The organism is Pseudacidovorax intermedius, assembly GCF_001476815.1.
Taxonomy (GTDB): Bacteria; Pseudomonadota; Gammaproteobacteria; order Burkholderiales; family Burkholderiaceae_C; genus Xenophilus; species Xenophilus intermedius_A.
Map to the genome: position 1 here is coordinate 1 of NZ_LDSL01000108.1, position 25,152 is coordinate 25,152.

Here is a 25,152-nt window from a genome sequence, read left to right on the forward strand (position 1 = left end):
CGTCGGCGCGGGCCGGGTCTTCCGCGGCCCGCTTCCGCCGGGCCGCGATGGGAGCATCGGCCGCGGACAGAGCCTGGCGCATGCGCTCGAGGTCGGCGTTGACGGCGTCCACGGACGGCAGCGTTGCGCCGGGGCCTTCCACGACCAGCACGTCGGCCGACACATAGACGTGGTCAGCGGGGGCGTCGTCGCCGGCTTCCACGAACTTGCCCAGGGCCCAGGCCGGGGCCTTGTCCTCGAACTGCACCACGTCGCCGACCTTCGCGCCGGCGACGACGCCCCCGCTGACCACGTGTATGTGTCGGCCGACGTGCTGGTCGTGGAAGGCTCCGGCGCAACGCTGCCGTCCGTGGACGCCGTCAACGCCGACCTCGAGCGCATGCGCGAGGCTATGTCCGCGGCCGATGCTGCCATCGAGGCCTGGCGGAAGCGGGCCGAGGAAGAGCAGGCCCGCGCCGACGAACTCGCCGAGAAGCTGCGGGCTGCGGAGGCCGCCCGCGACGCTGCCATGCAGGACGCCGACGCGCTGCGCGCCCAGCTGAAGCCGCCGGAAGGTGGCGCCGACCGCGCCGCGCTGGAGGCCGAAGCCACCGCGCTGGGCGTGCAGTTCCGCAGCAACATCAGCGACGAGACGCTGGCGGCCCGCATCGCCGAAGCCAAGGCCGCGAAGTGATCACAGCCACCCAGGCGCAGCAGTACCTGTCGGAAGCCCTGGGCATCTCGGTGCCCGGGTTTCTGGTGGAGGCCGCTGTCGCCAAGGTGGCCACGGCCGAGCCGGCCATGATCCTGGCGGGCTACAGCGATCAGGACCGGCAACTGGTGCAGGTTTACGCGGTCGCACTGATCGCCGCGGCCGGCGCGCCGCGGCGCATCGCATCGCAGGGAGCGCCTTCGGGCGCGTCCCGCTCCTTCAAGAACTTCGATGACGGCCTGACCCAGCTGCGCCGCTCTCTCGCCGCCCTGGACAAGGCCGGAACAGTCGCGGCTCTCGTAGGGCCGGACCCCGCCTCCGGCACGCTATTCCTTGTGGTGTGATCCGGGGATCAGGCCCGCGGTGGCCCGTAGTGCCACTCTCGATGGCAGTTTGGGCACAAAGCAATCGTGTTCTCCACTTCGTCGGTGCCGTTCTCGCTGAGCGGTAAAACGTGATGGACCTCAAGATACGGATCGCCATTCGACCTTCGAATGAATGGCGCCTTGGCTCCGCATCCCCCACAAACGCCATTGGCCAAATACAAGCGCTCGGCGATGACGTCAGGGTTGCGGTCGTACTGCACTGACTGGACGACGATCTTGCGCGGCACTTTTTCGGCTTGGGCAAGGCGAGATCTTCGCTCCTCCACAGCTGAGGCAAGCGAACGTTGCGTCTCTGCCTCCTGTTTCATCCGCAGCCTGCTCAGTTCGCAATAGTCCAACTGGAAGGCTCGCGGGGTTGCCTGCCGGTAGGGATAGCTAAGGTCGTTGCTGGGTTCAGGGTCCAGGGTTAGCCATATCGCCCCCGGATCTGTTTCCTCATCAATATCAGTGATCGTGAACAGGTGTTCCGGTGCACATTGCCTCAGCGGCTCCGACTTTAGAAATCCCACCTTCCGCATTGGTAGGCGCTTCGCTAAATAGAGCAAGTTGATCAACTTTGCTCGATTGGCTTCGACTCTGCCTTCCCAGACTCGAGGTACAGAGTAACGAAACTTCTTGTGCAGCTCGTCCCAAAGTACACCATGCTCAAAGAGCGCGATGGCAAAAATGCTCGCGCCCCCTTTTTCCGCCTCAGCTTTGCTGCAGTCGAATCCACCCCAGCGGGCATCATGAAGCTTTACGCCAAATATTTCGAAGGCAGCTCGATGAGGAGTATCAAATATCTTGTCGTGAGCGTTTGCTGAAGGTGGCATGCAGGCTGCGAGGCGTAAATTGGGGGGTCCCTAGCATAGCGGCCATGTCCTCCGCCGCATCTTGGTCCTACACCGCCGCCGCCACGCTCTGGCCGCTGCTCGGCCGCGACGACTGGACGGGCGCCGCAACTTACGGCGCACCCCAAGTCATCGCCTGCGACTACTCGGCAGAGGTCATGCGCATGACTGACGCCAAGGGCGAAGAATTCATATCCCGGCAGCAGATCTTCACCGAGCGCGCCGGCGTGGAGCCGGGAGACATGATCCTGATCGGCGTCTCGGTCAGCCTGGACCCCATCACAGCCGGCGCGGCCGAGGTGCGCGCCGTCACGCGGTGGGGCGATACGCTCGACCGCCAGGCCGACGATTACCGCATCTCCACCTGATGCCTCCCTAGCATGCCTCGGCATGGCTACGAAGGTCGTCAACAAGCTGCCCCAATTCGTCACGCGCACCGAGCAGCGTGGCGCGCGCGGTGTCGCGCAGGCGCTCGTGCTAGGGGCTGCCGAGGCATCCGTGATGACGCCCATCGACACCTCCAACCTGCTGAACTCGCAGTATCGCGACGTCAGCAAGCACGGCAAGGCCATCGTCGGCCGGGTGGGCTACACGGCCGAACACGCGCTGCCGGTCCACGATCCTGAGCACAAGCAGCAGTTCCGGCGCGCGACGGCAAAGAAAGAGTTCCTGAAGAAGGGCTTCGAGAAAGCCGAGCCCAACATCCGCGGCGTCATCACCGGGGCGATCCGCGTATGACGTCGCCAGTCGATTCTCTGCGCGCGTTCGTGCAGCTTCTACTGCCGGGTTGGCGCCTGCAGTTTGGCAAGTGGACGGACGGCACGAAGACCGACCGATACGCCGTGATCAAGCCCATGGCGGGCCTGCCCATCGAACTGGTCCGCCGGCCGCAGTTCTCGCTGATTCTGATTGCTGGCTTGAACGATCCCGCGACCCTACCCAATGAAGCGGCTGAAGCGGTCATCCAGGCCATGCTCGCAGACACCGAAGACCCCATGTTCATGCAGCCGGGCGAGCCGGTTCCCTGGTTCACCGACGACGGCCGCCCCGTCGCCGAGATTTCCATTCAAACCATCACTGACTGAGGACCACCACCATGGGCAAGTACATCGGGAAGAGCTTCGCGTTCGAGTTCGCCATCGCGGCCGAGAACTCGGTGCCCACCGCACTGACCTACGTCCCGCTCGGCGCGATGCGCGACAAGAGCATCAAGTTCAGCTGGGACACCGCGGACGCCACGGCCGACGACTCGCCGGCGGCGACGAAGGAGCAGATCGCCACCTTCAAGTCCGTTGAGATCTCGGGCTCGGGCGTCAGTCGCGGCACCGAGCGGCCCAACCAGGACACGCTCGAGGCGCACATCAACACGCCCAGCGCCGTCACCGGCGGCCAGCCCTGCGTCTGGCTGCGCCTGACCCACCCGTCGGGCAAGCGCTACTACGGCTACTTCATGGTGTCGGAGTTCAGCACCGACGCCCCCTACGCCGACGTCATCACCTGGTCGATGACCGCCAACAGCAACGGCGCCGTCACCATCACCCCGTAAGGAGCAGCACCATGGCAGTAATCGCCCCCATCGACGGCCGGCAGAACGGCAAGTTCCTGGCAACTGGCCAGACCCTCACGGCCAGCGACTCGCTAACGGTCAATCCGGACCGCAAGCAGCTGCTGGTCTTGACCAACGGCACGGCCAGCACCATCACGGCAACCCTGCTGGGCTCCACCGCGACGGCCGCGGATCTGCCGGGCTATGGCGGCTCGGTCAGCCTGTCCGCGGGCTATCCCATCGCGGTGGCGGCCAACACCGCCCAGGCCGTCGAGCTGGCGGACATTGCCCTGTTCCTGCAGGGCAACGTCACCATCACCGGCGGCACCGGCCTGAACGCCAAGCTGTTCGAGCTCTGATGCTGGTTGAGCACGGCTACGTGCGCGCGGAGGCGCCGGACGGGACGGTCTACACGTTCTGCCCGTCCTTCGCCCGCGTGGCCGCGCTCGATTCGCCAGCCGGCATCGTGGCGCTTTTCGTGGCCCTGCACGGGCCCGGGGCCGCGGACGTGGCCCGCTACGTCCTGGCCGTGCTGTGTGAGCAGGACGATCCCACGCCCCTGATCGGCTGCCTGGAGGCGGAAGAGGGCGCCGTGCTGCGCCAGGTCGACGGCGCCATGCCAGCGGCGGAGCAGGTCATCCTGGCGCGCCACCTGATGCAGCACGGGATCTGCGGCACCGCCGCGCCGGGCCAGGGCGGCGGCGAGTACAGCCAGACCTTCGACGCCGCCGAATTCGTCTCCGCCGCGCGCGTCCACCTGGGGCTGCCGGCCACCGACGCCGAAGCCCTGTCCATGACCGAGCTGCAGCACCTGATGCGCCTCAAGTTCCCTGACCCGAAGGCCGGCGAGGTGCCAGACGAAGGAGAGTACGAGGCCACGATGGCGCTGGTGAGGGGGAAGAATGGCTGAGCAGGTCGGTGGGATCTACTACGACGTCCGCCTGGAGACGGGGCAGCTGCTGCGTGATCAGCAGCAGGTCCAGCGCTCGCTGAAGGCGACCGGTGACGCGGGCGACAAGCTGGCGGCCAACTTCAATGCCATCGCGCTGGCGGCGAAGCTGCTGGCCGCGGCGCTGGCCGCCGTGAAGGCGGCAGAGGCGGCCGACGAGATGCGCCTGCTGAGCGCGCGCGTGGAGGTGGCAGCCGGCAGCGTCGAGAAGGGCACCCAGGCGATGAACCGCCTGGTGCAGATCAGCCGCACCACGCAGACGGCCGTCGAGGGCAACGTCGATGTCTTCAACCGGCTGAACCAGTCGCTCATCCAGATGGGCGGCACGCAGAACGACACGCTGAACCTGGTCGACTTGCTGGCCAAGGCCATCCGGGTGTCCGGCGCTTCGGCGGTCGAGGCCAAGAATGCCATGCTGCAATTCGGCCAGGCGCTCGGCTCGGGCAAGCTGCAGGGCGACGAACTGCGCTCGCTGCTCGAGAACGCACCGTACCTGATGCGGCAGCTGGCCGACGGCATCGGCAAGCCCGTGGGCGAGTTGAAGAAGCTGGGCGAGCAGGGCAAGCTGACTGCCGATGTGGTCGTGGCCGCCCTCACGAAGTCGGCCGAGCGCATCAATGCGGACTTCGCCAAGTTCCCGCAGACGGTGAGCGGGGCCTTCCAACTGGTCCAGGACGCCGCGGCACGCCTGAACCAGAAGATGGACGACGCGAGCGGCAAAAGCGCGGCGCTGGCTGGCGCTGCGCAGGGGCTGTCGCAGGTGCTGGACAACCTCACCGGTCAGATGGCTGGCGTCACGACCGAGGCCGACAAGCTGGGCCGGAACAAGGCCATTCAAGGGTGGTCCGAAGAGACGAAGCTCTTCCTCAGCTACGTGGTCGACGCGCTGGACGTGACGTGGCAGGCGGTCTCCGTCTTCGGCCGGAACGTGCTCTTTGCGTTTCAGGGCGTGGGCTCGGAGATCGGGGCTGTCGCCGCGCAATTGAACTTGCTGCAGGAGGCGGCCAAGGGAGGCCGCAGCATCACTGACCCCTTCGGCACCAAGGCGGCCTGGAAGGCCTTCAACAGCCCGGAGTATCAGGCGATCACTGACGCCGTGCGCGAGGACGGCGAGCGCCGGCGCAAGATCATGGATGCCGAGGACGCCAAGACCCTGGCCAGGACGGAGCTGGCGGGCGAACGGATGCGCCGCGAGTGGGCCCAGCAGGCAAAGGAGCAGCGCGGCTTCACGCCGACGGGCGATGCGCCGTCAAAGCTCAAGGCACCGAAGGACGAAGACGAGGCCCGCAAGCTGGCGGCCAAGACGGCGGCGGCCCAGGCCTATTACCAGGGGCTCGTGGCCGAGAACGCCCAAGCGCTGGCCAAGATCAATGCCGAAGAGCAGAAGGCCCTTGAAGAAAACAAGCGCCGGGCCGCCGAGGACAAGAACAACCAGGAGATCTACGCGAAGGCCCGCGTCGAGATCCAGAAGAAGTACGCGCGCGAGCGGGCCAAGCTCGAAGAGCAGACGCTGCGGCAGGTCGCCGACCTGCAGATCGAACTGACCCGCGACGCCGACCAGAAGGTCGCCATGATCGAGGCGGAGGCGCTGCGGCGTGCCGATGCATCCGAGCGGTTGGGCATCGCCACTGCGTCAGAGGCTGAGCGTGCGCGCACCAAGGCCAAGGCGCAGGCGCAGCTTGAGCGCGAGAAGCTGAGCGACCGCGAGGCGCAAGCATCCGCCGACCTCGCCATCACCGCTGCCACTGACGAGCTGACGAAGATCGACCTGATGCGGCAGGAGGCAATCCGCAAGGCCCAGGCCGACTATCAGCAGGGGGCCATTACTCGGAAGGAAATGGAGCTGCGCGAAGCCAAGGCATCGGTGGACGCGCAGATTGCAATTCGGCAGCAGCTGGCCAGCCTCAACCCGCTGGCCCAATTGGAGAGGGAGTACCAGCAGAAGCTAAGCCTCGTCCAGTATTACGAGCAGCAGATGGCCCAGGCCGGCGTGGATGGCGCCACCTTTGCCGAGCAGAAGAAGACGGAGCTGGCCAGTCAGTTCAGGCAGCAGCGCCAAGCGCTGATCGAGGCCGAATTCGTCGCCCAAGGCGCTGCCAATCAGTTCCTTATGGGCTCGCTGAACAGCCTGGCCGGCACTGCTTCTTCGGCCATCACGGGACTGTTGAACGGAACCATGTCGGCTTCGGATGCCATGAGGAACCTTGGCAATGTGGTGCTGAATGAAGCAGTCTCGGCGCTGGTGCAGGTTGGCCTGCAGTACATCAAGAATGCCCTGCTGGCAAAGACGGCCGACGCAGCCATGCTGGCAACGAAGGCGGCCAATGCAGCGGCATACACGGGCGCTGTGAGCGCGCAGGTTGCCGTGACCTCGTCGCTCGCCGCAGCCAGTGCCTTTGCTTCGACAGCAGCCATTCCGATCACAGGCCCTGGCTTGGCGCCGGCCGCTGCGGCTGCCGCCGGTGCTGCTGCGGCGGCGCTGGGCGCTCCCGCTATCGCCATGGCTCCGCTGGCCGGCGCTCGCCGTTATGGCGGCAGCGTGTCGGCGAACTCGCTGTACCGAGTCAACGAGGATGGCAGGCCGGAGATGTACACCGCCGGTAATGGCTCGCAGTACCTGCTACCCGCCAGGGGCGGCAGCGTCACGCCTTCCGATCAAGTGGGTGGCGGCATCACTGTGAACGTGATGAATGCGCCAGCGGGCACGAATCCGCAGGTCACGGTGAACGACCGCGAGGTCTGGATCGACCTTGCGGCCAAAGCGGCCGAAGCCAGGGTTGCCGAGGGGTTTGCAAGTAACACGGGCCCGGCCTGGACCGCCTTGCGGTCCAGCAGCAACGTTCGGTCTGGTGGCTTGAGCTAGCGCCTCGGCTGGTCCGAAACAGGCGCTACCGGGCCTGCGCTGGCGCCGCGGCCGGTCCCGGTCTCCGTCGCCGAGCTAGTGGTGTCGACTAGCCGCTCAGCGGCGTCAAAGCGCAGCGTCATGGTGTTGCTGCGGGAATCGGCTCCGCCTGCAAAAGCGCCCACGACGGGAATGAAGGTTGCTGGGCGCACGGCAACCTCGGCGAAGCTGTAGATCACCATGGAAGTGCCGTCCCCCATGCGCATCTGCATGGTGGGCTTGCCCAGGGCCTGCAGCACTTCGGCCTTTGTCGTCACGCCCCTCTGGAAGTGCGCAACTTGGTCGTCAGTGACGCGCACGCCTGAGGCGGCGCACCCTGCCAGGGCAGCAGCGGCCAGGGCTGCGATCAATAGTCTCATGGTGTCAGATTAGGGAAGTGATCTTGCGGGCGCTTGCGAGCGCGTTCCGAGCATCTTGGCCTGAAACCTTCGCACGAAGGCGGTAGTCGGCTTTTACACGCTGCCCATGAAGAGCTCCGAGGAACTTTCCTCGCTCGCGGGACTTTGTTTGAATTGCTGCGTCCAGGGTGGCGGCTGGATTGGATAGTTGATGTGCAAGTTTCTCGTGAAGGCCTCGGCAGTTTCCGGGGTCCCCAGGCTCCGCGAGCAACGTGTGCCAGTCCAGCGAGTCGTGATAGGCCGCGTAGTAGGCTCGACTGACGCCATTCCTGCTGACCGCTTCTACTCCCCCTGTGTTGCCGCAAACTTGAGCGGCGAGGGCCAAGAGGTCGCTCGGACTAATTGGCATCAGCTGTCTCTAAGGAGCCGTCCTCATGCAGCGCGCCGTAGAACGACACGTTGATGGGGAGCCGGTCCAAATCGGCTTCTACCAGCAGGGATATGAGTTCGCCTGTCATGTCAGCGGCATCTTCCGGGGAAACAGCAATGCGGAACTGCACCCAGTGGCAGTCCATTTCTTCATCGAAGAGCAGCCGGGGTGAGCGATCAAGCCAGAAAAGCCGTCGCTGCCGGAGCATTTCACCCGCTAGGTCAAGAACCCGAGCGTATTCCGAATCCGGAATCCCAAATTCAAACGCCTTATGAGCCATCATCTTGACATCCTCGATTTGATCAATCGCAGAAAGATCGATATTCATTTTTGCTGCTGATGCCAAAGCCTTCTGCAGCACAGAGAATGCACCAGAACTCGCGACGCCAGTTAAAAACAGATACCAATCAAGATTGTGAGTCTCAAAATCTTTGATTAGCGTTTGGACTCGGCTAAACATTCCCCAATTGTGATACGCAGCAATTCGTCCATTGAGAATGGAGTCCCAATGGGCGCCGGCGGTCTCTGCACGTGTGATGAGGCGTTCGAAATATTCGAAATCGCCGGTTAGGTGAACAACCTCGGCCATCCTTAGAAGCGAGGCACTGCGAGCGCCGCCGCCTCGCGTTCCGGGCTCTAGTCGATCCATCCATTCCATGATCAGTGGATCGCCAGCATCCAAGTAGCGGGCGACCGACCGAACGAAGGCGATCAGCTCGGACTCGATCTCGTCGGCGACGAGTTTGGGTATGCGTGCAGGCATGGTGGTACCCGCCGAGTGTAGGCCCGGTACCTGCCGCAGCAGGTCAATCCGTTTTCCCTCACCTGAGCGCGCGATCAGGCGCGGCGGCTGCGTGCATGTGGGGCGCTGGCGGCCGGGGTGGGGCGGCCCCGCTCCCTAGTATCCATCCGGTGCCCGTCGCCTACCCGCCAGACCTGCCCCCGATGCAGCGCGCCTCGAAGAGCCGCAGCCAGCCTGCGGCCTTCACCGTGGCCGAGCCCCGCCGCGGCTACGGCTACCGCCAGGCGGTGGGCACTGACACGCCGGTCATCTGGGACTGCATCTTCCGGTTTCGAGCGCAGGATGCGGTGCGCTTCCAGCTCTGGTTCACCGTGCAGCTGCAGCGCGGCCTTCTGGAGTTCACCATGCCGATCCTCACGGAATTCGGCCTGCTGGACCATGTCTGCCAGTTCCTGCCCGACGGCCTGCTGGACGCCACGGAGGAGGGGGGCGTCTGGACGTTCAAGGCCAGCATCATGGCCAGGGCTCAGGTGGTGCCCGACGCCTACACCGAGGCGGCCGACCTGATCATCGGCCTGCCCGACTGGCTGACCTGGGCCGAGATCCTGGACCTGTCCATTGCCGCGGTGCCGGAGGCCTGATGGACCGCGCCGAGTTCTGGAGCACGAAGAGCCCGCTGCCAGTCTTCGAGGCGGTGGTGTTCGAACACCCGGCCTTCGACCAGACCTTCTACCTGGTGGCGAACCAGTTCGAGGAGGTGGTGCTGGGCGGCGTGGCCCACATCCCCACGCCGATGACCGTGAAGCCGCCCGACCAGACCGGCGACGCCACGGCGAAGCTGTCCATCGCCTTCCCGCGCGCCGTGGTTGGCCGGGAGTTCAAGCGCAAGCTGGGGCTGGTCCGCGCGTCCGGCTCGCGCGAGCCCATCGTGGTCCGCTACCGCGTGTTCCTCGGCGAGACGGACGCGCCGAAGGTGACCTGGAACCTGTTCGCCGCCGATGGCCAGGGCATCACCTTCTCACCCGACACGGTGCAGGTGAACGCGACGGCGGACAACCCGATGCGGCGGCTGGCGGGCCCGATCTACGACCCGGCCTTGTTCACCGGCCTGCAACTGGTATGACGCCCGAGCAGTTCGCCGCCCGCGCCGTCGGTGTGCCCTGGGTGCGCTGGCGCTCCGACTGGCAGGCCATGGACTGCTTCGGCCTCATTGTGCTCTACCACCGCCACGTCCTCAGCATCGAGCTGGGCGAGGTGCCCCAGACCGACATCGCGGCCGGCTTCGCCGCGGCGCCGGGCTGGCGCGAATGCGGCCGCGGCGCCGGCGCCACCTGCTTCATGGCCTGGCGCGACGGCGCGCCGCAGCACTGCGGCGTCCTGCTGCCGGGCGACATGCTCCTGCACGCCGAGGCCAACGAGATCCATCCGCCGGGCAGCGTTCGCGTCACGCGCCTGGCCGTCGCCGAGCGCGCCTACGGCCTGCTGCGCTTCTACCGCTACCACCCGCCATGCTGACCATCTGCCACGACCCGGCCGGCGCGCTCGGCCGCGACCGCTACGCCCTGGACTGCACCGCCAGCCTGCAGGAGAACATCCAGCGGCACCTGCGCTCCGGCGCCGACTGCCGGCTGCTGATCAACGGCCAGGAGGTCGACCCCGCCACGGATCCGCGCCTGGACCTGCCGCCGCACGCGGCCGACGAGGTAGTGGTGGTGCGCCGGCCCGGCTTCGGCATCGACGCAATCTACTACCTGTATGCCGCCTATGCGGTGCTGACGGTCTACAGCATCGCCGCGGCGCGCCGCGCCCAGGGATCGGCCAATGCGTCGCCCACGGGCAGCGACAGCCCCAACAACTCACTGACGGCGCAGACCAACATTGCCCGGGCCTACCAGGCCATTCCCGACGTCCACGGCTACCGCCGCTGCTGGCCTGACCTGATCCAGCCCAGCATCGTGGAGTACATCGACAACATCAAGTACATCACCGAGTGGCTGTGCGTCTCGCGCGGCCGCGGCGACATCAGCGACGTGCGCTACGCAGAATCGCCCATCGGCGACATCGCCGGCGCGAGCTACGAGATCTTCGGGCCGGTGGGCGGCGGCATCCACCCCGAGAACGGCACCACGACGCTGCTGGACGTGCTGGAGACCTACGCCAGCGACGAGGTGAACGGGCAGGAGATGGCGCCGTCGGTGCCGTTTACGACCGTGGGCGGCGGCGCCACCATCACGGCCGAGGACGGGGCCACGACCTTCAGGGTGGCCATCACCGACAACCCGCCGCTGGCTGACCTGAAGAGCCTGGCGCCGACCGGCACGGCCCGTGTGCGGTTCACCATCACGCCGGCCGACACCGGCGCGGGCACGCCGGCCGTGCTGTTCGACCAGATCTGCACGGTGCTGGGGTACGTGGTCAGCGATGGCATCTGCACCTTTACCTTCTCGAGCGAGCCCTGGGACACCGGCGGCGAGACGTTCGAGGAGGTGCGCGAGGTGAACATTGCGCCCCAGGCGTCGCACTACTCGCCCATCGGGCCCTTCACGCTGCCGGTTCCCTGCGACCGCATCCGCTGGAACACGGTGTTCCTGCGAGGGCTCAAGGGCCTGATCAAGATCCGGGCCGAGTGGTGGGCCATCGACGGCGCCGGCGCGGAGATCCCCGGCACGCGGCAGAGCCAGGACCAGGACTTCACCCACAACACCTACGACCAGCGGTTCTACACCACCACGGTTGTGCCGGCGGCCGGCTTCCAGCGCTATCGGGTGCAGTTCACACGCATCACCGAGGAATTCGGGGAGGGCGGGGTGAACGTGGCCAAGCTCGAAGAGCTGTACGCCATGAAGCACTACCCCAGCAAGGTGCTGCCGGGCGTGACGGTGATCAGGGTGACGACGAAGGCCACGACCGAGGCCACGGGCTTCAGCGACCGGAAGTTCAACTGCCGCTGGTTGCGGCACTGCCGCGTGCTCTTCGACAACGTGAACATCGGGCCCACGCGGAACTTCGCCCGGTCCATGGCGCACATGTGGACGCTGGCCGGGAACGACCTGGCTGAGCTGGACGTGGACAGGCTGAACGCCATCAACGTGCAGTTGGGCGAAACATCGCCGCTCCTGCGCTTTGACGCCAGCCTGGACGACGCCGAGATGAGCCTGGGCGAGCGGATGCAGATGGCCGCCGACGCGGCGCGGTGCACGGTGTGGCGCGACGGCACGCGGTGGACCGTGACGCGCGACCAGGCGCGCAGCTACCCCGAGCTGCAGTTGGACTACCGCAACCTTGCCGCCGGCGGCGACGGCGCCATCAGCTACGCCGCGCACATGCCCGCGTCGAATGACGGCGTGGAGCTCGAATACGTGGACGAGGCGACGCAGGCCAAGAAGAGCTACGTGCGCCTCACCATCGCCGACGGCAGCGTGAGCTTCGGCGAGAGCCGCAACGCGCTCAAGGTGAAGCTGCCGGCTTGCACCACCTACGCCCAGGCGCTGAACCGGGCGCAGTTGGAGGCGCGAAAGCTGCTGTTCCAGCGAGTCACCGTGAGCGACAAGGCCATGAACGATGCGGGCGTGCTGGGCCTGGGCAGCCTGGTGCGTTGGGTGGACCCGGCCGACTTCGCTGGTGACGACGGCCTGCAGGCGGGCGAGGTCATGGCCATCGCCGGCAACGTCATCCGCACGAGCGAGCCGCTGGACTGGAAGGGCTTCGCGTCCGGCCGCATGCTCTTCACCGGCGCGAACGGGCGGCGTTTGGGCGCGCCCGTGGTGTGCACGCCGGTGGCGGGAGGCGTGCAGCTGGCCAGCGTGCCGGCCGGCCTGTACGTGCGCAGCGAGACGCGGCAGCTGGGCAGCCGCTATGCCTTCGCCGTCGGCCTGACCGAGGGCGAGATGGAGGCGGCCGGGCTGTACGTGTGCACGTCGATCCGGCCGGACGGGAAGGGCAACATGGATCTGGCGCTGGCGGAATACGACGACCGCATCTACGCCGACGACTGACCCGCGCCTTCCTAGCATCCCTGTGCAGTCCATCACACCGACTGCACATGGTCACGCCTACCCTAACCCCTATTCCAAGCCAGAAGCCGCAGGACCTTCAATTCAACGTCGAAGCGTTGGACAAGATGGTCAATTCGGACGATCTATCGTTTGTGGATCGCTTCGGCACGGAGCGCCAGACCATTGCAGGATATGAGGGATCGCTGCAGGCTGCTGTGACCTCTGTCGATGGTCAGGCGTCTGCAGCATCCGCTCAGATCGCATCTACCGCGAGCGCGGCCAGCACCTCCGTGACATCCACCGCAGCGGCAGTCAATGCCTCTCTGACCTCGGCTGCCGCCACAGCCAGCTCGCAGATCTCGGGCAAGGTGGCTGCTGTCAACACGACTGCCACACAGGCCCAAAGCGACATTGAAGGCAAGGTCGAGAACATCGATGCCATCGTGGTGGGGGCGACGGCCACCATAGCGCGCAATCTCGGCAGTTACGCATCGGCTCCGACCCAGCGGCCCAACGGCTCGCCCCTGCAGGTCGGGGACTTCTACTTCAACACGACGCTCGGTCAGGCCTTCATGTGGAACAGCGCAGCGTGGGCCTCGCTGATCGCGGCGGACACGGCCGCACTGGCCAGCGACACCGGCGCGACCATGGTGGGCACGAAGGCGCCGGGGACTGGTTCCGTTGGCCGCACCCTGGCCTCGATTGCGTCGGAGCGCCTGAGCATCCTGGACAAAGGTGGCGAGCCAACCGGCGTTGGTTCTTCGCAAATCGCCTATGAGGTTGCGACGAGCCAGTCACTGTACACGTGGACGCCCCCGGGCTTGTTCAAGCTGCCCAGCGGCCTCACCGACACGCGCGGCAGTTACCTCGATGGCCCCGGCGTGTACTACAAGCCCATCACCGGCGGCAAGCAGCGACTGAACAACACCGGCGACCGCCATCAGTGGGTCTTTGGGCGTGAGTACCTGGCGCCTTGGCACAAGTTGCTCATGCAGCAGATGCTCGCGCCGACGATGCAGCCGGCCGTGCTGTGCTCGGGCGACTCAACCACGTACGGCATCGGCGGCAACGGCGTCGACGAGGCGTACGCCATCTGGACGCTGCTCAAGAAGTACGGCCGCGCCAAGGGCCTGATCCCATCCATGGGGATGACGGTCTACAACGGGGGCCACCCGGGCATGAACACCGAGCAGTGGCGCGTCGGCGTGCTGCCGGGCGACCTGACGCTGCCCTGGCAGCTTGCCGTGCTCCGGTGGGGCATCAACGACCCCGGCTGGCTCATCAACGGCACGCCGCCGCTGCTCGACGCCGGGCAGGACTACGTGTCGCCGGACGGTTACCGCCGCCGCAATGCCAACGACACGATCGCTTCGCTGCGTGCGGCTCTCGCGACCATCCGGGCCGCCCGCCCCCTGCCCAACCTCAGCATCGTCATCATGGCGCCGAGCACGACGTTCGACACGCCGAACGCCCGCGACGCGCTGTACTACGAGGAGCTCATCCCCGGCCTGAAGAAGGCGGCCCGCGACTTCCACTGCTGCTTCATCGACACGTACCACTACCTGCAGGACTCCGAGCCCGCCGCAGGCCTGTGGATGGACAACCCGTTTGGCGACGGCCGGGCCATCCACCCGCACAACGAGATGAACGCCCAGATCGTGGACGTCCTGGGCAAGGTGGTGTTCCCCGACGGCCTCCAGGCCGCCGCGGGCAACAACCTCGTGCGCAACATCGGGGGCGTCGAACAGAACGGCGACGGAAACGCGCTGCCGAGCGCCTACGACTACGGCGTGACCCTCGGGCGGGCGCTGAACAACTTCCCGGTCAACGGCGCCCACATGACGGTCCGCACCCAGGACGAAATCGTCATGCAGACGGTGATGCCGTTTCTCGACGCAGACATGGGCTTGTTCTACACGCGCATGGGGCGGGCCGCTTCGCTGGCGGGCCAGCCTGTCGCCTGGGGGCCCTGGATCTCGTCGAGCGACAGCAGGCAGATCAACGTGACGCCGCCGAGCGACGGCAGCCTGGAGCAGCCACCCGGCGCTGGCGACGACAAGATGCGGGTAGCTTCGTCGGGCAACGCCAGCATCACGCAGGGCTACCTCCAGGTGCCGCTGGGCGCCTCCGCCTCTTTCACCGCGGGAACAATCTTCGGCAACGTGCCGGCCGGGTGGCGGGCCCCGCGCGACGGGCTGCAGGTCATCAATGGCTGCTACAGCTGGGACGGCGGCGACACCCCTGCCGCGTTCAAGCCGCTGCTGGCGGCCCTGCGCCCGAACGGCGACCTGGTCTTGCTGACCCCGACCGTCGGTGCCGTCAAGCGCATCTACGTCTACGCCACGTGGTCGCGCTTGGCCTGACGGTCGATTCAGAACAGGAAATCCCGTGAACGACAACACTGCATCGAGTCTCTTCGTGAACGAATCGCCCTACGAATATGTGCCGCTTGCCGCGCTGGCCGAGGGCGACCAGGTCGCGGTGATGGGTGACATCTTCGAGATCACGTCGCTCGGCGAATCGCCCACGGCCCGCCACATTCGCGCGGGCACGCTCCCGGCCGAGTTGGCGGCGACGTGGGCGCCTTCCACCGCTACGGGTATGCGCTTTGCGCGCCTCAAGGTCAAGGTGACCATCACGACGGACGCTGCTGCTGCAGACAGCGAGGCGTGATGGCTGAACCCACTACCACCGCAGCGGAGGCTTGATGGAACTGCCTGAACTCCCCGACGGCTGGCCGACGAAGCTGGCGGGCCTCGCTGGCAGCTTCGTCAGCATGGGCTTCGTCAAGGGCACCGTGCCCGCGCGCATCTTCATGGCCATCAGCGGCGCGCTGCTCAGCTTCTACTGCTCACCCTTCGTCTCGGCGCAGACGGGGCTGCCGGAGGGCGGCACGGGCTTCCTGGTGGGGCTGTTCGGCATGGCCGTGGTCAGCAAGCTCTGGGAATCCATGTCGACGTGGGAGGTGCAAGAGCTCTGGCAGATCGCAATGGCCTGGCTGCGCCGCCTCACAGGCACGCGGAAGGAGGACCAATGAACCCCGTCTTCGATTCGATGTGGATTGCGCTCGTCGCGGTGTGCTGGTTGATCGTCGCCATGGGCGCTTTCATCGCCGTTTTCTCACCGCGCATCAACGACACGCTGACCGAGCGCGTGTGCCTGGGCTTCGTGTGCGTGTGCGCGGTGGCCACTGCCTGGCGGGTCTATGAGACCGAGTACATGACCCTGGGCTTTCGCTTCACCTCCGTCTGCCTGGCCGCCTACGTCCTGTCGATCTTCTGGAAACACCGCCCCGCGGCCTGGAGGCGCAAGTCATGACGAACGAGACGATGCAGTCCGGCGAGGCCTGCCATGCGCTGAACCACCACTATGAGGCATGCCGGCTGTTGGCCTACCCCGACCCAGCATCCCCGCTGTTCGCCGCGCTGCGCCGCGGCGGCATTGATCCGTACAACCTCCGGACCGTACCGGCGGCCTACGCGAACCTGAGCGGCGCGCCCTGGACCATCGGCTGGGGCGACACGCTCGAGGTGCGCCCGGGTTTGGTGATCACGCAGGCCGAGGCCGACGGCCGCTACGCGCGTCGCCTGGTGCGTGACTTCGAGCCGCCCGTGCGCCAGGCTGTGACGGTGCCGCTGTCGCAGTGCCAGTGGGACGCGACTGTCTCCACGGTCTACAACACCGGCCCAGGCGGGCGAGGGCGGGACGGCATCCTCTACCTGGCCGATGGCCGGCCCAGCACCTTCCTGCGCAAGCTCAACGCCGGCGACTACCAGGGCGCCGCCGACGAACTGCCGAAGTGGGTGCGGGCGGGCGGCCAGGTGCTCAAGGGCCTGCAGCGACGCCGCCACGCCACGCGGCTGGTGTTCCTGGGCGGCGATGTGGGCGCGGCGATTGCGGCCGGCGAGCGGGCCTTTCCATGACCCGCCTGCTCGACCTGGTGCCGCGCTGGCTCCTGCTGGCGCTGCTGGCCATCGCCCTGGCCGTTGCCGGCGTGGAGCGCGCCCAGGTGCTGAAGGCCCGGGCGGACACCGCGAACGCGCAGCGCGACTATGCCGCCTTCCGGTCGACCCAGGCCGAGGCCGGCCGCCTGGCCGAGCGCGCCGCACGAGCCCAGGAAGCCACCTGGCGCACCGCATTCGAGAAGGAGGCCCGCGATGGGCAAGCACGCATCGACCTGGCCCGCGCTGACGCTGACCGCGCTGGCGCTGCTCTTGACGGCCTGCGCCGCCAGCTCTCCGCCGTCCTCGCCGCCGAGCGTGGCACCGCCGGCGGTGCCCAGCCTGCCGCCGCAGGCCCTGCAGCCGGATCCGCCCTCGATCTGCTTGCCGACATGCTCAGCGGGGGTGGAACGGCTCTTGTCGACCTGGCGCGATTCGCTGATGCAGCCCACGCGGCCGGGCTCACCTGCCAACGGTCAGTAGAGGCGTTGAGGTAGTATTGAGCTGCTCCGGCACCGCGCCGGACCGCGTTCTGAGTGATTCAGACGCACAGCTGAACGCCGTGTGGCACAGCGCCCGATTCGTCGCCGTGATGGCGCACGGGGACCCAGGTTCAACCCTCGGAGCTCCCTCGTGACCAGACTCCAAAGACATCGCCAAGCAGCGCTATCAGCTCAGTGCGGCCGCTGCATTTATTGCCTTCGCCCCCTCGGATCCAAAGCTACCGCTGAGCACCTGCGGGCGCGGCAAGATGGAGGAACTGACCGGCGCGAGAACATCGCAGCCGCGTGCAGCAGTTGCAATCACGGGCGGCATGCGGATCCAACTCGCGCATGCCTCACTCCTTGGGCCTACGGTTTTCTCGTGCTACTAGAGCGCCAGGCTGGGCTGCGCTCCGTAGGGCATCGTTAGACAGCCACTACAAAGGTTAGACGGCGAAGCCAAAGAAAATGGCGCCACTCACTCGCGTAAGTTGGCGCCATCACTGAGAAAAAAATGGTCGGAACGGCGGGATTCGAACTCGCGACCCTCTGCTCCCAAAGCAGATGCGCTACCAGGCTGCGCTACGCTCCGACAAGCCGGCGATTCTAGCGCCTCTCGTACTGGCTCTTGCCGAACAGGATGTCGCGCGACTTGTCATCGGTGATCGGCTTGCGCCGGTCGGCCAGGACCTGGACGCCGCGCTGCACCGCCGGCCGTGCGGCAATGCCGTCGAACCAGGCCTTGAGGGCCGGGTAGTCGTCGAGCACCACGCCCTGGTTCTGCCAGCTGCGCAGCCAGGGAAAGATGGCGATGTCGGCAATCGAGTAGTCGTCGCCGCCGACGAAGGCGCACTTCTCCAGCCGGCGGTCGATCACGCCATAGAGCCGCCTGGCCTCGTTGGTGTAGCGGTCGATGGCATAGGGCAGCTTCTCCGGCGCGTACATGCGGAAGTGGTGTGCCTGGCCGAGCATGGGGCCGACGCCGCCCATCTGGAACATCAGCCACTGCAGCACCTCGAAGCGCGCCCGGTCGGTCTTGGGCAGCAACTGGCCCGTCTTGCCGGCCAGGTAGACCAGGATGGCGCCTGACTCGAAGAGCGAGATCGGCTGGCCGTCCGGCCCGGCCGGGTCGGTGATCGCCGGGATCTTGTTGTTGGGGCTGATGGCCAGGAACTCGGGCGCGAACTGGTCGCCGCGGCCGATGTCCACCGCATGCGCGCGGTAGGGCAGGCCGGTCTCCTCCAGCATGATGTGCACCTTGTGGCCATTGGGCGTGGGCCAGGTGTAGACGTCGATGGGCGCTTGGTCGGGCATGGTCGGGTGAGGAATGGAAAGGCGGCAGGCAGCATAGCGCCGGCGCCTCGGGCGTGCAGCGCCGTCACGCAATTGCCACGGCGCGGACACGCACCCTTCATCGGGCTGGCACAGACTGCACGGCACTCCGAATACACAGAAACGACGAGCGCCCATGAAAGAACTGCCGACGCCCACCCTGGCCCTGTCCCGCCTCGGCCTGCGTGACACGCTGTGGCCCCAGCCGCCGCAACTGCCCCAGCCCACCGTGGCCGGCGGCGTGGTGGCTGCCTGGGCCCGGCACCAGGATGAAGTGCGCGAGGCGCAGCGCCTGCGCTGGCGCGTCTTCGTCGAGGAGATGGGCGCCCGCCTGCCGACCTCGCTGCCTGGCCACGATGTGGACCTGTTCGACGACTTCTGCGAGCACCTGCTGGTGCGGGCCGAGCCCGGCGGCGACGTGGTGGGCACCTACCGCGTGCTGACGCCGGCCCAGGCCCGCCGCGTGGGCGGCACCTACAGCGACACCGAATTCGACCTGACCCGCCTGCGCGGCCTGCGCGAGCGCATGGTCGAGCTCGGCCGCAGCTGCGTGCACCCGGACCATCGCCAGGGCGGCGTCATCCTCGCGCTGTGGGGCGCCCTGGCCGCCTTCATGCACCGCAACCGGCTGGACACCATGATCGGCTGCGCCAGCATCCCCATGCTGCAGAACGGCGTGAACGGCGGCGATGCGGCGGCCAGCATCTGGCGCCAGCTGTCGGCCACGCACATGGCGCCCATCCAGTACCACGTGCAGCCGCGCCTGCCGCTGCCGGTCGAGCAGCTCGACGGCTCGCTCGACGTGGAGCCGCCCGCGCTCATCAAGGGCTACCTGCGACTGGGTGCCAAGGTGCTGGGCGCGCCGGCCTGGGACCCGGACTTCAACACCGCCGACCTGCCGATGATGATGCGCCTGGCCGACCTGCCGCCGCGCTACCGCCGGCACTTCCTGGGCGCCTGAGAAGGCGGTGGCCGCTCTTGTGACAGTGTCATGAGGGCGTCACATTCAAACATGACAATCGCATGACAGACTTGCCACTGCTCATCGACCCCCACGTCATGCCCTTTCCCGACGAGTCGCTGCCGGCACCCTACGCGCCGGTGGTTCCGCGCCTACTGGACCGCGACCACAGCATCCTCGCCTTCAACCGACGCGTCCTCAACTGGGCCGAGCGGCCCGAAGTCCCGCTGGTGGAGCGGCTGCGCTACCTGTGCATCGTGTCGTCCAACCTGGACGAGTTCTTCGAGGTGCGGGCCGAGCCCCATGTGCGCGCCTGCCTGGAAGGGCAGGGCAGCGGCCCCTACACCGCCGAGTCCTTCGATGCGCTGTCCGAGGCGGCCCACGACCTGGTGGCCCGCCAGTACGCGCTCTACAACGACGAACTGTTGCCCGCCTTCGCCGAGCACGGCATCCACGTCATCTCGCACGGCAAGCGCAACCCCGCCCAGCGCAAGTGGGTGCACGAGTACTTCGAGCGCGAGGTGCGGCCGCTGCTGATTCCGGTCGCGCTCGATCCGGCGCACCCCTTCCCGCAGGTGGCCAACAAGTCGCTCAACTTCATCGTCAAGCTCTCGGGCAAGGACGCCTTCGGCCGCGAGAACCCCATCGCCATCCTGAAGGTGCCGCGCGTGCTGCCGCGGCTGATCCGCATGCCGGCCAAGGTGTCGGACGGCAAGACGCTGGTGGTGGCCCTGTCGAGCATCGTGCGGGCCCACCTGCATGCCATGTTCCCGGGCCGCGAAGTGGGCCAGTTCTCGCAGTTCCGTGTCACGCGCCACTCCGACCTGGCGGTGGACGAGGAGGACGTCAAGAACCTGCGCACCGCCCTGCGCCAGGGCCTGCAGCACCGCAACTACGGCCAGGCCGTGCGGCTGGAGGTGTCGGCGGACTGCGACGAATCGCTGTCCAGCTTCCTGCTGGCGCAGTTCAACCTTCCGGCGGGCGCCCTCTACCGCGTGCCCGGGCCCGTGAACCTGGCGCGTTTCTCGCAGATGGTCGACCTGATCGACGAGCCGCGCTTCAAGGACCTGCGCTTCACGCCCTACCAGGCCTCCTACCCGATCAACCTGTCGCCCGGCCAGTCCTTCTTCGACCGGCTGCAGCGCAGCGACGTGCTGATCCACCAGCCCTTCGAGAGCTTCGACGGCGTCATCGAATTCCTGCGCGAGGCCGTGGCCGATCCGCAGGTGCTGGCCATCAAGCAGACCATCTACCGCACCGGCGCCGATTCGGTGCTGATGGACCTGCTGCGCGAGGCCGTGCGCCGCGGCAAGGAAGTGATGGCCGTGGTGGAGCTCAAGGCCCGCTTCGACGAAGAGGCCAACATCAACTGGGCCGAGGTGCTCGAATCCATCGGCGCGCAGGTGGTGTATGGCGTGGTGGGCCTCAAGACCCACGCCAAGATGCTGCTGGTCACTCGCCGAGAAGGCCGCCACATCCGGCGCTACGGCCACCTGTCCACCGGCAACTACAACCCGCGCACCGCACGGCTGTACACCGACATCAGCCACCTGACGGCCGATCCGCAGCTCACGGCCGACATGGACGCGCTCTTCGTGCACCTGGCCGGCCAGAGCCGCCTGCCCAAGCTGCAGCGGCTGTGGGTGGCGCCCTTCGACCTGCACAAGAACCTGGTGGCGCGCATCGATGCACTGGCCGATGCCGCCGGGGCCGGCAAGCCCACGCGCATCGTCGCCAAGATGAATGCGCTGACCGACGAGGCGCTCATCGCCGCGCTGCTGCAGGCCGGCCGCCAGGGCGTGAAGATCGACCTCATCGTGCGTGGCGCCTGCATGCTGCCGGCGCAGGTGCCGGGCGTGAGCGAGAACATCCGCGTGCGCTCGATCATCGGCCGCTTCCTGGAGCATTCGCGCGTCTTCTACTTCCGCGAGGACGAGGACGAGCAGCTCTACCTGTCCAGCGCCGACTGGATGAACCGCAACATGATGCGCCGCGTGGAAGTCGCCTGGCCCGTCACCCATCCGGTGCTGCGCCAGCGCCTGATCGACGAATGCCTGGTGGCCTACCTGCACGACGGCCGCGACGCCTGGGAGCTGGCCGCCGACGGCCGCTACGCGCGCGTGGACGGCAACCTGCATGCCGGCGAGCCCGGCGCCTCCCGCACGATCGAGGCGCACGGCGCGCAGACCGCCCTCATGGGACGCTATGCCTTCCGCGGACGCAGCGCCGGCGGCTGAGTCCGCCCCACACGGGAAAGACAAGACCATGGACCTGATCCTGTGGCGCCATGCCGAGGCCGAAGACTGGCAGGAGGGCTGCGACGACCTGGCCCGCTCCCTCACGCCGCGCGGCGAGAAGCAGGCCAGGCGCATGGCCGCCTGGCTGGACCGCCAGCTGCCCGAAGGCACCCGCATCCTGTGCAGCCCGGCGCGGCGCTGCGAGCAGACGGTGCTGGCGCTGGGCCGCAAGTACAAGCTGCGCGAAGAGATCGCGCCGCACGCCACCGGCGACGAGGTGCTGGCCGCCGCCGGCTGGCCGCACGGCCGCTCGGTGGTGGTGCTGGTGGGCCATCAGCCCAGCCTGGGGCAGGCGGTGGCACGGCTGCTCGGCCTTCGGCAGGACAGCTGCTCGGTGCGCAAGGGCTCGGTGTGGTGGCTGCGCACCCGCGAGCGCGATGGCGAGGTGCAGACGGTGATGGTGACGGTGCAGGCGCCGGAGCTGCTCTGAGCTTCTTCTTGCGCCGAGGCTTCGACAGGCTCAGCCCGAACGGGCTGTGGTGAACCGAGTCGCCCTCAGCCCGAACGGTCGTCGGTGAACTGAGTCGCCCTGCGCCGCGATGGCGGCTCGTCAGTCCAGATGGAGTGCCAGCTGCCAGCTGGTCTTCTGCCAGGCCAGCACTTCCTCGCGCAGGAGGTGCGCGGACTGCGGATAGCGCTCCGCCCAGTCCTGCCGGGCCCGAACGGTGAAACCGCGGGCGCCGGCGGGTGCCAGGGCCAGCACGTCCGGTTCCGGGTCGCGCCGGGCGTGGCACAGGATCACGGCCAGACGGATGGCCAGCAACTGGGCCGTGAAGGTCTCGTCGGCCATCGAGGCCTCCACCTTGCGCAGCTTGCCGCGGTGGCCCAGCACCAGCTGGCTGAGGGCGTGGGTCTCGTTGACGGCGAAGCCGGGCACGTCCACGTTGTCCAGGATGTAGGCGCCGTGCTTGTGGTAGTCGCTGTGCGAGATGTGCATGCCCACCTCGTGCAGCCGTGCGGCCCAGTGCAGCTTGCGCAGGGCGCGCTCGGCCCGGCTGCCGGCGCCGCCGCGGGCGGCCGGCGCGAGCTGGACGAAGAGGGCGGCGGCCGTGTCGGCCACGCGCCGGGCCTGTGCCGGCTCGGCGGCGAAGCGCTGGGCCAGGCGCTCGACGGTGGCATCGCGCAGGTCGGCCACGCCGTCGTCGCGCTCCAGCAGTTCGTAGAGCACGCCGTGGCGCAGTGCGCCCTGCGCCACCTGCATTTCGTCGATGGCCAGCAGGTCGAACAGCGCGCGCAGCACGCTGAGGCCGCCGCCGATCACCGGCTTTCGGTCCTCGCGCAGCCCGTCCAGCCGAAGCCGGTCGGCGCTGCCGGCCTTGAGCAGCCGCTCCTGCAGCCAGTCCAGGTCGGCGCGGGTGACCACGCCCGGCCGTCCGCCGGCGGCGGCCACGAGGTCGCCGACGGCGCCGATGGTGCCGGACGCGCCATAGGCGGTGTCCCACTGGTCGCGGGTGTAGTTGGTCAGCGCATCATCCATCACCGCCTTGGCGGCGATCTCGGCGATGCGGAAGGCGCCCGGGGTGAACTGGCCGTCCGCGAAATGCTTCATCGACCAGGCGACGCTGCCGACGCGGTACGACTCGGTGGTGTGCGCCTGCAGGCCCGAGCCGATGATCATTTCGGTGGAGCGGCCGCCGATGTCGACCACCAGCCGGCGTTCGCGGTCGGCCGTCTCGTTGCGCGGCAGCAGGTGGGCCACGCCCTGGTAGATCAGGCGCGCTTCCTCGCGGCCCGGAATGACGTCGATGCCGAAGCCGAGCACGGTGCGGGCGCGCAGCAGGAATTCCTCGCGGTTGCGTGCTTCGCGCAGCGTCTGCGTGGCCACCGCGCGGACCTGCGACGGCTCGAAGCCGGCCAGCCGCTCGCCGAAACGGGCCAGGGCGTCCCAGCCGCGCTGCATGGCCTCGTGCGTCAGGTTGCGGGCGCTGTCCAGGCCGTTGCCCAGGCGCACCGTCTCCTTGAAGTATTCGGACCGATGGATCTGCCCATGGTCGACGCGGCCGATTTCGAGCCGAAAACTGTTGGAGCCGAGATCGACTGCGGCCAGGCGCGTACCGTTGTGCATCAGGAACAAAAGGGGGCAAGGGGCGGCCCCGATGGTAGCGGCGCCGGTCGGCAGATCGTCGTCCGGGCCTGTGACGAATTGATGACGGTGTCACGGTGCCGCGGGCGGCGCGCAGGCCCGTTCCCTCTGAAAAGGGGTGTCACATGGCTGTCACATGGCCTTCCTACAGTCCGCCGCAGACCCCCCGGACCCGGGGAAGGTGACCCTTCGGAAAGGAAGACCATGAAGTCCAAGTTTCAAATCGCCGCCGCCGGCCTGACCCTGGCCGCTTTCGCGCACGTTCCCGCCTTCGCCCAGGAAGCCACCGGCGCCGGCGCCAGCTTCCCGGCGCCGCTGTACGCCAAGTGGGCCGCCGACTTCAACAAGGCCACCGGCATCAAGATCAACTACCAGTCGGTCGGTTCCGGCGCCGGCATCAAGCAGATCGAGGCCAAGACCGTCGATTTCGGCGCCTCCGACGCGCCCCTGAAGGACGCCGACCTGGAAGCCAAGGGCCTGCTGCAGTTCCCCACCGTGATCGGCGGCGTGATCCCCGTCGTGAACATCCAGGGCATCAAGGCCGGCGAACTCAAGCTGAACGGCCAGGTGCTGGGCGACATCTACCTGGGCAAGATCGCCAAGTGGAACGACCCCGCCATCAAGGCCCTGAACCCCTCGCTGAACCTGCCCGACGCCGCCATTGCCCCGGTGCGCCGTGCCGACGGCTCGGGCACCAGCTTCCTGTTCACCAACTACCTGTCGAAGGTGAACGCCGAGTGGAAGGACAAGGTCGGTGAAGGCACCGCCGTGAACTGGCCCACCGGTGCCGGCGGCAAGGGCAACGAAGGCGTGGCCGCGTTCGTGGGCCGCCTGCCCAACTCGATCGGCTACGTCGAGTACGCCTACGTCAAGCAGAACAAGATGACCTACGCCCTGCTGCAGAACGCCGCCGGCAAGTTTGTCGCTCCCGAAGACACCGCCTTCAAGGCCGCCGCCGCCGGTGCCGACTGGAGCAAGAGCTTCTACCAGATCCTCACCAACCAGGCCGGCGACGGCGCCTGGCCCATCACCGGCGCCACCTTCATCCTGATGCACAAGGCGCAGGACAAGCCGGCCCAGGCCACCACCGTGCTCAAGTTCTTCGACTGGGCCTACAAGAACGGCGACAAGACCGCCGACGACCTCGACTACGTGCCGATGCCCGACGCCGTCAAGGCCACCATCCACAAGTCCTGGGCCAACATCAAGGACGCCTCGGGCAAGGCCGTCGCCTACTGAAGCCGGGC

General features: G+C 67.4%; 30 protein-coding genes and 1 tRNA gene. 24 read left to right on the forward strand and 7 right to left on the reverse strand.

Annotated elements, in window-relative coordinates:
• Positions 1–292, reverse strand: a 292-nt coding sequence (locus NS331_RS16470) for a hypothetical protein (RefSeq protein WP_206597343.1), incomplete at its 3' end; no start/stop codon positions are given.
• On the opposite strand from NS331_RS16470, the gene NS331_RS16475 reads away from it, so the two are divergent.
• Positions 293–673 carry a hypothetical protein gene (locus NS331_RS16475; RefSeq protein WP_058643054.1) on the forward strand — a complete coding sequence of 127 codons (381 nt, stop codon included), beginning with the start codon at positions 293–295 and terminating at the stop codon, positions 671–673. It begins immediately after the preceding gene.
• Positions 670–1,035: a DUF7370 family protein gene (locus tag NS331_RS16480; RefSeq protein ID WP_058643055.1), complete on the forward strand. Its 366-nt coding sequence runs from the start codon at positions 670–672 to the stop codon at positions 1,033–1,035. Before NS331_RS16475 ends, NS331_RS16480 begins: the two co-directional genes overlap by 4 nt.
• A gap of 8 nt (positions 1,036–1,043) precedes the next feature.
• Here NS331_RS16480 and NS331_RS25650 read toward each other — a convergent pair whose 3' ends face one another.
• Entirely contained in the window at positions 1,044–1,889 is an 846-nt protein-coding gene (locus NS331_RS25650; RefSeq protein ID WP_082702554.1) for an HNH endonuclease, read from the reverse strand.
• Between the two features lie 44 nt (positions 1,890–1,933).
• Here NS331_RS25650 and NS331_RS16485 point away from each other — a divergent pair, with 44 nt between their 5' ends.
• Genes NS331_RS16485 through NS331_RS16515 form a run of 7 tightly spaced genes read left to right on the forward strand, consistent with a single transcriptional unit; the run spans position 1,934 to position 7,265 of the window.
• The gene (locus tag NS331_RS16485; RefSeq protein ID WP_058643056.1) at positions 1,934–2,275 is read left to right on the forward strand and encodes a hypothetical protein; all 342 of its coding nucleotides are present in this window, start codon (positions 1,934–1,936) and stop codon (positions 2,273–2,275) included.
• 22 nt (positions 2,276–2,297) lie between these two features.
• Positions 2,298–2,645 (forward strand): hypothetical protein, encoded by a 348-nt coding sequence (locus NS331_RS16490; RefSeq protein WP_058643057.1) that lies wholly within the window; start codon positions 2,298–2,300, stop codon positions 2,643–2,645.
• A gap of 29 nt (positions 2,646–2,674) precedes the next feature.
• Positions 2,675–2,992, forward strand: a complete 318-nt coding sequence (locus NS331_RS16495; protein ID WP_242873788.1) for a phage tail termination protein — start codon at positions 2,675–2,677, stop codon at positions 2,990–2,992.
• A gap of 11 nt (positions 2,993–3,003) precedes the next feature.
• A complete protein-coding gene (locus NS331_RS16500) occupies positions 3,004–3,453 on the forward strand; it encodes a phage tail tube protein (protein WP_058643059.1) in 450 nt (149 codons plus the stop codon).
• A gap of 11 nt (positions 3,454–3,464) precedes the next feature.
• Positions 3,465–3,812 (forward strand): hypothetical protein, encoded by a 348-nt coding sequence (locus tag NS331_RS16505; RefSeq protein WP_058643060.1) that lies wholly within the window; start codon positions 3,465–3,467, stop codon positions 3,810–3,812.
• Positions 3,812–4,363: a DUF6246 family protein gene (locus NS331_RS16510; protein ID WP_058643061.1), complete on the forward strand. Its 552-nt coding sequence runs from the start codon at positions 3,812–3,814 to the stop codon at positions 4,361–4,363. The genes NS331_RS16505 and NS331_RS16510 overlap by 1 nt, the downstream gene beginning before the upstream one ends.
• Positions 4,356–7,265 (forward strand): tape measure protein, encoded by a 2,910-nt coding sequence (locus NS331_RS16515; protein ID WP_058643062.1) that lies wholly within the window; start codon positions 4,356–4,358, stop codon positions 7,263–7,265. Before NS331_RS16510 ends, NS331_RS16515 begins: the two co-directional genes overlap by 8 nt.
• Here NS331_RS16515 and NS331_RS16520 read toward each other — a convergent pair.
• Together NS331_RS16520 and NS331_RS26225 are read right to left on the reverse strand one after the other, a co-directional pair.
• Positions 7,262–7,663: a hypothetical protein gene (locus NS331_RS16520; protein WP_153012897.1), complete on the reverse strand. Its 402-nt coding sequence runs from the start codon at positions 7,661–7,663 to the stop codon at positions 7,262–7,264. The two genes, NS331_RS16515 and NS331_RS16520, sit on opposite strands and share 4 nt — an antisense overlap.
• Positions 7,664–8,040: 377 nt before the next feature.
• Positions 8,041–8,835: a hypothetical protein gene (locus NS331_RS26225; protein WP_153012898.1), complete on the reverse strand. Its 795-nt coding sequence runs from the start codon at positions 8,833–8,835 to the stop codon at positions 8,041–8,043.
• A gap of 182 nt (positions 8,836–9,017) precedes the next feature.
• Here NS331_RS26225 and NS331_RS16530 point away from each other — a divergent pair, with 182 nt between their 5' ends.
• From NS331_RS16530 to NS331_RS27450, 11 genes are all read left to right on the forward strand, one after another.
• Positions 9,018–9,455, forward strand: coding sequence for a hypothetical protein (locus tag NS331_RS16530; protein WP_058643065.1), 438 nt, complete (start codon positions 9,018–9,020; stop codon positions 9,453–9,455).
• Positions 9,455–9,937, forward strand: a complete 483-nt coding sequence (locus NS331_RS16535) for a hypothetical protein (protein WP_058643066.1) — start codon at positions 9,455–9,457, stop codon at positions 9,935–9,937. The genes NS331_RS16530 and NS331_RS16535 overlap by 1 nt, the downstream gene beginning before the upstream one ends.
• Positions 9,934–10,329 (forward strand): NlpC/P60 family protein, encoded by a 396-nt coding sequence (locus tag NS331_RS26765; protein WP_058643067.1) that lies wholly within the window; start codon positions 9,934–9,936, stop codon positions 10,327–10,329. The genes NS331_RS16535 and NS331_RS26765 overlap by 4 nt, the downstream gene beginning before the upstream one ends.
• Complete coding sequence (locus NS331_RS16545; RefSeq protein WP_058643068.1) at positions 10,323–12,809, forward strand: host specificity factor TipJ family phage tail protein; 2,487 nt, start codon at positions 10,323–10,325, stop codon at positions 12,807–12,809. The genes NS331_RS26765 and NS331_RS16545 overlap by 7 nt, the downstream gene beginning before the upstream one ends.
• Positions 12,810–12,856: 47 nt before the next feature.
• Complete coding sequence (locus NS331_RS16555; RefSeq protein WP_082702555.1) at positions 12,857–15,172, forward strand: SGNH/GDSL hydrolase family protein; 2,316 nt, start codon at positions 12,857–12,859, stop codon at positions 15,170–15,172.
• Between the two features lie 25 nt (positions 15,173–15,197).
• Positions 15,198–15,482 carry a hypothetical protein gene (locus NS331_RS16560; RefSeq protein ID WP_058643071.1) on the forward strand — a complete coding sequence of 95 codons (285 nt, stop codon included), beginning with the start codon at positions 15,198–15,200 and terminating at the stop codon, positions 15,480–15,482.
• 34 nt (positions 15,483–15,516) lie between these two features.
• Positions 15,517–15,846: a hypothetical protein gene (locus tag NS331_RS16565; protein WP_058643072.1), complete on the forward strand. Its 330-nt coding sequence runs from the start codon at positions 15,517–15,519 to the stop codon at positions 15,844–15,846.
• Complete coding sequence (locus tag NS331_RS16570) at positions 15,843–16,127, forward strand: hypothetical protein (RefSeq protein WP_058643073.1); 285 nt, start codon at positions 15,843–15,845, stop codon at positions 16,125–16,127. Before NS331_RS16565 ends, NS331_RS16570 begins: the two co-directional genes overlap by 4 nt.
• Positions 16,124–16,732, forward strand: a complete 609-nt coding sequence (locus tag NS331_RS16575) for a lysozyme (protein ID WP_058643074.1) — start codon at positions 16,124–16,126, stop codon at positions 16,730–16,732. The genes NS331_RS16570 and NS331_RS16575 overlap by 4 nt, the downstream gene beginning before the upstream one ends.
• The gene (locus NS331_RS16580) at positions 16,729–17,247 is read left to right on the forward strand and encodes a DUF2514 family protein (protein WP_058643075.1); all 519 of its coding nucleotides are present in this window, start codon (positions 16,729–16,731) and stop codon (positions 17,245–17,247) included. The genes NS331_RS16575 and NS331_RS16580 overlap by 4 nt, the downstream gene beginning before the upstream one ends.
• A 136-nt stretch (positions 17,248–17,383) precedes the next feature.
• Complete coding sequence (locus NS331_RS27450; RefSeq protein WP_206597344.1) at positions 17,384–17,662, forward strand: HNH endonuclease; 279 nt, start codon at positions 17,384–17,386, stop codon at positions 17,660–17,662.
• Between the two features lie 85 nt (positions 17,663–17,747).
• Here the strand turns inward: NS331_RS27450 and NS331_RS16585 are convergent.
• Positions 17,748–17,824, reverse strand: a tRNA-Pro gene (locus NS331_RS16585).
• A 14-nt stretch (positions 17,825–17,838) separates the two neighbouring features.
• On the reverse strand, positions 17,839–18,546 hold the full coding sequence (locus tag NS331_RS16590) for a glutathione binding-like protein (RefSeq protein WP_058643076.1): 708 nt from the start codon (positions 18,544–18,546) through the stop codon (positions 17,839–17,841).
• A gap of 154 nt (positions 18,547–18,700) precedes the next feature.
• On the opposite strand from NS331_RS16590, the gene NS331_RS16595 reads away from it, so the two are divergent.
• From NS331_RS16595 to NS331_RS16605, 3 genes are all read left to right on the forward strand, one after another.
• Positions 18,701–19,525 carry a GNAT family N-acetyltransferase gene (locus tag NS331_RS16595; RefSeq protein ID WP_058643077.1) on the forward strand — a complete coding sequence of 275 codons (825 nt, stop codon included), beginning with the start codon at positions 18,701–18,703 and terminating at the stop codon, positions 19,523–19,525.
• Between the two features lie 98 nt (positions 19,526–19,623).
• Positions 19,624–21,762: a polyphosphate kinase 1 gene (gene ppk1, locus NS331_RS16600; RefSeq protein WP_058643107.1), complete on the forward strand. Its 2,139-nt coding sequence runs from the start codon at positions 19,624–19,626 to the stop codon at positions 21,760–21,762.
• A gap of 28 nt (positions 21,763–21,790) precedes the next feature.
• A complete protein-coding gene (locus NS331_RS16605; protein WP_058643078.1) occupies positions 21,791–22,252 on the forward strand; it encodes a SixA phosphatase family protein in 462 nt (153 codons plus the stop codon).
• Positions 22,253–22,372: 120 nt separating this feature from the next.
• Here NS331_RS16605 and NS331_RS16610 read toward each other — a convergent pair whose 3' ends face one another.
• A complete protein-coding gene (locus tag NS331_RS16610) occupies positions 22,373–23,887 on the reverse strand; it encodes a Ppx/GppA phosphatase family protein (protein WP_058643108.1) in 1,515 nt (504 codons plus the stop codon).
• Between the two features lie 222 nt (positions 23,888–24,109).
• Here NS331_RS16610 and pstS point away from each other — a divergent pair, with 222 nt between their 5' ends.
• On the forward strand, positions 24,110–25,144 hold the full coding sequence (pstS, locus tag NS331_RS16615) for a phosphate ABC transporter substrate-binding protein PstS (protein WP_058643079.1): 1,035 nt from the start codon (positions 24,110–24,112) through the stop codon (positions 25,142–25,144).
• Positions 25,145–25,152: the final 8 nt, after the last annotated feature.

Bases quoted from the DNA above. Each gene is read 5' to 3' on its own strand.
- NS331_RS25650 (WP_082702554.1), bottom strand. From the start codon at position 1,889: ATGCCACCTTCAGCAAACGCTCACGACAAGATATTTGATACTCCTCAT.
- NS331_RS16485 (WP_058643056.1), top strand. From the start codon at position 1,934: ATGTCCTCCGCCGCATCTTGGTCCTACACCGCCGCCGCCACGCTCTGG.
- NS331_RS16490 (WP_058643057.1), top strand. From the start codon at position 2,298: ATGGCTACGAAGGTCGTCAACAAGCTGCCCCAATTCGTCACGCGCACC.
- NS331_RS16500 (WP_058643059.1), top strand. From the start codon at position 3,004: ATGGGCAAGTACATCGGGAAGAGCTTCGCGTTCGAGTTCGCCATCGCG.
- NS331_RS16505 (WP_058643060.1), top strand. From the start codon at position 3,465: ATGGCAGTAATCGCCCCCATCGACGGCCGGCAGAACGGCAAGTTCCTG.
- NS331_RS16510 (WP_058643061.1), top strand. From the start codon at position 3,812: ATGCTGGTTGAGCACGGCTACGTGCGCGCGGAGGCGCCGGACGGGACG.
- NS331_RS16515 (WP_058643062.1), top strand. From the start codon at position 4,356: ATGGCTGAGCAGGTCGGTGGGATCTACTACGACGTCCGCCTGGAGACG.
- NS331_RS16520 (WP_153012897.1), bottom strand. From the start codon at position 7,663: ATGAGACTATTGATCGCAGCCCTGGCCGCTGCTGCCCTGGCAGGGTGC.
- NS331_RS26225 (WP_153012898.1), bottom strand. From the start codon at position 8,835: ATGCCTGCACGCATACCCAAACTCGTCGCCGACGAGATCGAGTCCGAG.
- NS331_RS16530 (WP_058643065.1), top strand. From the start codon at position 9,018: ATGCAGCGCGCCTCGAAGAGCCGCAGCCAGCCTGCGGCCTTCACCGTG.
- NS331_RS16535 (WP_058643066.1), top strand. From the start codon at position 9,455: ATGGACCGCGCCGAGTTCTGGAGCACGAAGAGCCCGCTGCCAGTCTTC.
- NS331_RS26765 (WP_058643067.1), top strand. From the start codon at position 9,934: ATGACGCCCGAGCAGTTCGCCGCCCGCGCCGTCGGTGTGCCCTGGGTG.
- NS331_RS16545 (WP_058643068.1), top strand. From the start codon at position 10,323: ATGCTGACCATCTGCCACGACCCGGCCGGCGCGCTCGGCCGCGACCGC.
- NS331_RS16555 (WP_082702555.1), top strand. From the start codon at position 12,857: ATGGTCACGCCTACCCTAACCCCTATTCCAAGCCAGAAGCCGCAGGAC.
- NS331_RS16565 (WP_058643072.1), top strand. From the start codon at position 15,517: ATGGAACTGCCTGAACTCCCCGACGGCTGGCCGACGAAGCTGGCGGGC.
- NS331_RS16570 (WP_058643073.1), top strand. From the start codon at position 15,843: ATGAACCCCGTCTTCGATTCGATGTGGATTGCGCTCGTCGCGGTGTGC.
- NS331_RS16575 (WP_058643074.1), top strand. From the start codon at position 16,124: ATGACGAACGAGACGATGCAGTCCGGCGAGGCCTGCCATGCGCTGAAC.
- NS331_RS16580 (WP_058643075.1), top strand. From the start codon at position 16,729: ATGACCCGCCTGCTCGACCTGGTGCCGCGCTGGCTCCTGCTGGCGCTG.
- NS331_RS16590 (WP_058643076.1), bottom strand. From the start codon at position 18,546: ATGCCCGACCAAGCGCCCATCGACGTCTACACCTGGCCCACGCCCAAT.
- NS331_RS16595 (WP_058643077.1), top strand. From the start codon at position 18,701: ATGAAAGAACTGCCGACGCCCACCCTGGCCCTGTCCCGCCTCGGCCTG.
- ppk1 (WP_058643107.1), top strand. From the start codon at position 19,624: ATGCCCTTTCCCGACGAGTCGCTGCCGGCACCCTACGCGCCGGTGGTT.
- NS331_RS16605 (WP_058643078.1), top strand. From the start codon at position 21,791: ATGGACCTGATCCTGTGGCGCCATGCCGAGGCCGAAGACTGGCAGGAG.
- NS331_RS16610 (WP_058643108.1), bottom strand. From the start codon at position 23,887: ATGCACAACGGTACGCGCCTGGCCGCAGTCGATCTCGGCTCCAACAGT.
- pstS (WP_058643079.1), top strand. From the start codon at position 24,110: ATGAAGTCCAAGTTTCAAATCGCCGCCGCCGGCCTGACCCTGGCCGCT.